The sequence below is a fragment of the Geminicoccus flavidas genome (assembly GCF_009806515.1).
Classification (GTDB): domain Bacteria; phylum Pseudomonadota; class Alphaproteobacteria; order Geminicoccales; family Geminicoccaceae; genus Geminicoccus; species Geminicoccus flavidus.
In genome coordinates, this window is record NZ_WUJP01000628.1 from 1 (window position 1) to 4,425 (window position 4,425).

The following is a 4,425-nucleotide window of genomic DNA, read 5'->3' on the forward strand; positions in this document are numbered from 1 at the left end:
GCCTCGGTTGGCAGCCGCAGCTCGGCATGGCTGAGGCGCTGCGCTGGACCGCGCAGGGCTACAAGCGCCTGCACGGCACCGGCGACACGAACTGGCTCGCCGAGCAGATCGCCCGCTACCACGAGCGGCTGCAGGACGAGGATGCCCGGCCCGTCGAAGGCGAACTCGTCGACCTCATGACCCATGCCGTTGCCAGGACCAGCCAGCATGAAGCGGCCTGATCCCTTTCGCCCCGCCCCCGCCGACGTTCCGGTCTTCATACTGTGCGGCGGGCTCGGCACGCGCCTGGGCCATCTGGCGGCCGACCGGCCCAAGCCCATGGTCGAGATCGGCGACCGGCCGATGCTGCAGCACATCATGGAGGTCTATGGCCGCCATGGCTTTCGCCGCTTCGTGCTCTGCGCCGGTTGGCGCTCCGAGGTGATCGGCGAGTTCTTTGGGTTGTGGCACTACTGGAACGCCGATTTCACTGTGAACCTGCGTGACCGCTCGGTGTCCTGGCACCAGACCAAGGCCTGGCCGGACTGGGACGTCACCGTGGCGCAGACCGGGCCCGGCACCATGACCGGGGCCAGGATCGCGCGGGCGGCGGCACGCTATCTGGGCGACGCCCCGCATTTCGCGGTGACCTATGGCGACGGGCTGACCGATGCCGACCTGACGGGGGAGTTCGCGTTCCACCTGGCCCATGACCGCCTGGCCACCATGCTGGGTGTGCAGCCGCCCTCCCAGTTCGGGCGGCTCGATCTGCCCGCCGACGGGCCGGCACGCTTCGTCGAGAAGCCGGAGCGGACCAATCAGTGGATCAATGGCGGCTACTTCTTCTTCCGCCGCGGCATGCTCGACTACCTGTCGGAGCGTACCGACTGCGTGCTGGAAGGCGAGCCGCTCCAGCGGCTGTCCGCAGACGGCCAGCTCGAGGTGCACAAGCATGGCGGCTTCTGGTCGTGCATGGACACCAGCCGCGACAAGGAAAAGATCGAGGCACTCTGGGAAACCGGTGCCGCACCCTGGACCGGCCAGCTCGGCGGGCTGATCGATGCGTGAGGTCGACCGGCCGCTGCCCGGCATGCGGGTGTTCGATCTGGAGCCGCGCCAGGACGAGCGCGGCTCGTTCACCCGGCTGTTCTGCCGGGCCACCCTGGCCGAGCTCGGCTTCGAGGGCGGGGCCGCGCAGTCCAACCTGTCCCGCTCGGTCCGGGCCGGCACCCTGCGCGGCCTGCACTACCAATTGGGCGATGCCGCCGAGACCAAGCTCGTCACGGTGGTGGCCGGTACCGTCTGCGACGTGGTCCTGGACCTGCGCCCCTACAGCCCGAGCTTCGGCCGGCATGTCGCCCTGCACCTGGACGCGGCTCTGCCCCAGGCCGTGCTGATCCCGGCCGGCTGCGCCCATGGGTTCCTGACCACCAAGGACGCCACCACGCTGCTCTACTTCACCTCGCATCCCCATGCGCCGGTGCTGGAGCGGGGCGTGCGCTGGGACGATCCGGCCTTCCGGATCGCCTGGCCGGAGGATCCGGTGGTGCTTTCCCAAAAAGACCGGGCGCTGCCCGATTTCGACCCGCGCTGGCATTTGGCGGCCTGAGGAGGATCCGATGCGCGTGCTGATGACCGGTGTCAGCTCATTCACCGGCAGCTGGATGGCAAGGCGGCTGGCCGAGGCCGGTGCGGTGGTAACCGCCGCACGCCGGGGCTGCCGGGCCGAGGACGGGCCCAGGATCCGCGAGCGCAGCGCCATGCTGGCCAAGCGGGTCCGCCAGGTCGACGAGGCGCCGTTCGGCTCCGACCGCTTCCTGGATCTCCTGGCGAACGAAGGGCCGTTCGATCTGCTCTGCCTGCACGGCGCCACGGTCGGCGACCATCGCGCCGAGGATTTTGACGCAATCTACGCCCTGCGCCAGGACACCCACCGGATCAGCCAGGTGATGGAGCGCTTCGCGGCCGGCGGCGGCCGGGCGGTGATCTTCACCAGCACGGTGTTCGAGGCCGATGAGGGCCGGGGCGAACCGCCCCATGCCGCGATCGGCGGCTATGGCCTTGCCAAGACCCTGACTTGGCAGGTGGTGCGCCACGCGACCGAACGGCGCGGCCTGCGCCTGGGCAAGTTCGTGATCCCGCACCCGTTCGGCCCGATGGAGAAGCCCGGGCTGACCAGCATGCTGGCCGAGGCTTGGCTGTCCGGGCAGGTGCCGACGGTCGGCACGCCCGCCCTGGTGCGCGACCATATTCATGTCGACCTGCTGGCGCTGGCCTATGCCCGCTTCGCTCGCGAGGTCCATGGCTGGAACGGCCGCACCATGGTCCACCATGCCGGCCCGTCCGGCCATGTCGAGACGGTGGCCAGCTTCGTCGCCCGGTTCGCCCGGGCACTCGGGCCCTTGCTGGGCGTGCCGACCCGCTGGTCCTCGGCCAGCGCCGCCGCGAGCGGCCAGCAGCCGCGCATCCGCTGCAATGCCGAGCCCACGCTGACGCTCCATCCCGAGTTCGACCCGAACCGGGCGTTCGAGGAACTGGCCGTGTGGTACCTGCAGCGCTTTGGCGGCAGCGGGCATGGGCGGCGCGCGCTGCGCATCGCCGAGCGCAGCCTCGAGCCGGTCTGAGCCCGATGACGTCGGACCGGATCGGCGATGCGGCCAGTCCCGAGGCCGGGGTTTCCGAAGTCGGGGTGGTAATGGTCACCCACCGCAGCCGCGCCCATCTCGACCGAAGCCTGCCGCCCCTCCTGGCCTCGCCGCTGCGGCCGCGGGTCCTGGTGGTGAACTCCAGCTCCGGCGACGGCACGGTCGAGCGCGCCGAAGAGCTCGGCGCCGAGACCTGGGTGGTGCCGCGCCGCTCGTTCAACCACGGCGCCACGCGCGAGGCGGCGCGGCACCGGCTGGGCACTGCGGTCGTGGTGATGATCACGCCCGACGCCTATCCGGCCAGCCCCGACGAACTCGGCCGGCTGGTGCATCCGGTGCTGACCGGACAGGCCGCCTGCGCCTATGGCCGCCAGCTCCCGCACAGCGGCGCCGATACGGTCGAGGCGTTCGGCCGGACCTTCAGCTACCCGGATCGGAGCGACCTGCACTCGGCCGCCGACCGCGCACGCCTCGGTAGCGGCATCCATTTCTGCTCCAACGCCTGGGCCGCCTGGTCCAATGCGGCGCTGGACCGGATCGGCGGCTTCCGGCCCACCCTGGTGAGCGAGGAGACCATCGCGGTCGCTCGGCTCCTGCGCGAGGGCGAGCGGATCGCCTATGTCGCCGACGCCGTGGTCCGCCATTCGCACCGCTACACGCCCTTCCAGGAATTCACCCGCCACTTCGACATCGGCTGGACCCGTGCGGCCCATGCCGAGCTGCTGCTTGCCCAGGGCGGCGAGGACGCACGCGGCCGCCGCTTCGCCACGGAGCTGCTCCTGAGCCTGCTGGTGCGGGCACCCTGGCAGCTTCCCACGACGCTGGTGGCGCTCTTCGCGAAATGGTCGGGTTACCGGGCCGGGCTGCTGGGCAGGCATCTGCCACCAGGCGTCGCTGCCGCCTTGAGCGGCCAGGACTTCTTCTGGCGGAGCGATTTCGCGCCGAAAGGACGCCCATGAGGATCGCGATCGTCACCAACAACGTGTTGCCGCCGCGGGAAGGCATCGGCCATCACGTACTGGAAACCGCACGCCGCCTGGTGGCACAGGGCCATGACGTGCAGGTCCTGGCCAAGGGCGAGGCGTTCGGCGAGGCGCGCGCCCAACTCGTGGAGCAGGTGCCGGTCCATCACTGGCCGCATCGCCCGCTGCGGCCCTTCCACCACCAGGCGACCCGCCCGCTCCTGCAGGACCTGCTGGACCGGCTGGGCCCGTTCGACGTCCTGCACGCCCACCTGCCGCTCCTCCCGCTCCTCAACACCGATGCCAGGATGATCGTCACCTGCCACGGCACGCTCAGCGCCGACACCGAGGCGTTCACCGAGCGCTCCTGGCGGGCACGGGTGATCCGCGCTCAGGCGAGGCTGGTGGCACGCCCGATGGAACAGGCTTGGTTCGACCGGGCCGAGCGGATCATCGCGGTCGCGGGCTGCGTCCAGGACGAGATCGTCCAGCGTTACCGGGTCGCGCCGGGCAAGGTGACTGTGCTGCGCAACGGGGTCGACCTGTCGCGCTTCCCGTTCGAGCATCGCGTGCGGGGTGGCCGACGGCTGCTGTTCGTCGGCCGGCTCGGCTGGCGCAAGGGGCTGTTCCGGCTGCTCGACGCGCTGGCCCGCCTGCCAGGGGAAGTCACCTTGGACCTCGTGGGCGAGGGGCCGCTGGAGGCCGACCTGCGTGCCCATGCCGGGCAACTGGGCCTGGGCAGCCGGGTGCAGTTCCATGGCTTCCTGCCGCACCCGGAGGTGATCCTGGCGCACCGGGCAGCCGACCTGTTCGTCAACCCTGCTGACTACGAGACCGGC

General features: G+C 70.8%; 5 protein-coding genes and 1 pseudogene. All 6 read left to right on the forward strand.

Annotated features, from left to right (window positions below; all coding sequences use genetic code 11):
* Window positions 1-221 (forward strand): annotated as a pseudogene (locus EQG76_RS17735) (hypothetical protein); the annotation flags it as partial.
* A complete protein-coding gene (locus EQG76_RS17740; protein ID WP_159715718.1) occupies window positions 208-1,047 on the forward strand; it encodes a sugar phosphate nucleotidyltransferase in 840 nt (279 codons plus the stop codon). The pseudogene EQG76_RS17735 and the gene EQG76_RS17740, both read left to right, overlap by 14 nt.
* Window positions 1,040-1,588: a dTDP-4-dehydrorhamnose 3,5-epimerase family protein gene (locus EQG76_RS17745; RefSeq protein WP_159715719.1), complete on the forward strand. Its 549-nt coding sequence runs from the start codon at window positions 1,040-1,042 to the stop codon at window positions 1,586-1,588. The genes EQG76_RS17740 and EQG76_RS17745 overlap by 8 nt, the downstream gene beginning before the upstream one ends.
* Window positions 1,589-1,598: 10 nt before the next feature.
* Window positions 1,599-2,603: an NAD-dependent epimerase/dehydratase family protein gene (locus EQG76_RS17750; protein ID WP_159715720.1), complete on the forward strand. Its 1,005-nt coding sequence runs from the start codon at window positions 1,599-1,601 to the stop codon at window positions 2,601-2,603.
* 5 nt (window positions 2,604-2,608) lie between these two features.
* Window positions 2,609-3,583, forward strand: a complete 975-nt coding sequence (locus tag EQG76_RS17755; protein WP_159715721.1) for a glycosyltransferase family 2 protein — start codon at window positions 2,609-2,611, stop codon at window positions 3,581-3,583.
* The coding region (locus EQG76_RS17760) for a glycosyltransferase family 4 protein (RefSeq protein WP_159715722.1) at window positions 3,580-4,425 on the forward strand (846 nt) is incomplete at its 3' end. The genes EQG76_RS17755 and EQG76_RS17760, both read left to right, overlap by 4 nt.

What these genes read in the sequence shown, in the direction of transcription:
- EQG76_RS17740 (WP_159715718.1), top strand. Translation starts at nt 208, where the DNA reads ATGAAGCGGCCTGATCCCTTTCGCCCCGCCCCCGCCGACGTTCCGGTC.
- EQG76_RS17745 (WP_159715719.1), top strand. Translation starts at nt 1,040, where the DNA reads ATGCGTGAGGTCGACCGGCCGCTGCCCGGCATGCGGGTGTTCGATCTG.
- EQG76_RS17750 (WP_159715720.1), top strand. Translation starts at nt 1,599, where the DNA reads ATGCGCGTGCTGATGACCGGTGTCAGCTCATTCACCGGCAGCTGGATG.
- EQG76_RS17755 (WP_159715721.1), top strand. Translation starts at nt 2,609, where the DNA reads ATGACGTCGGACCGGATCGGCGATGCGGCCAGTCCCGAGGCCGGGGTT.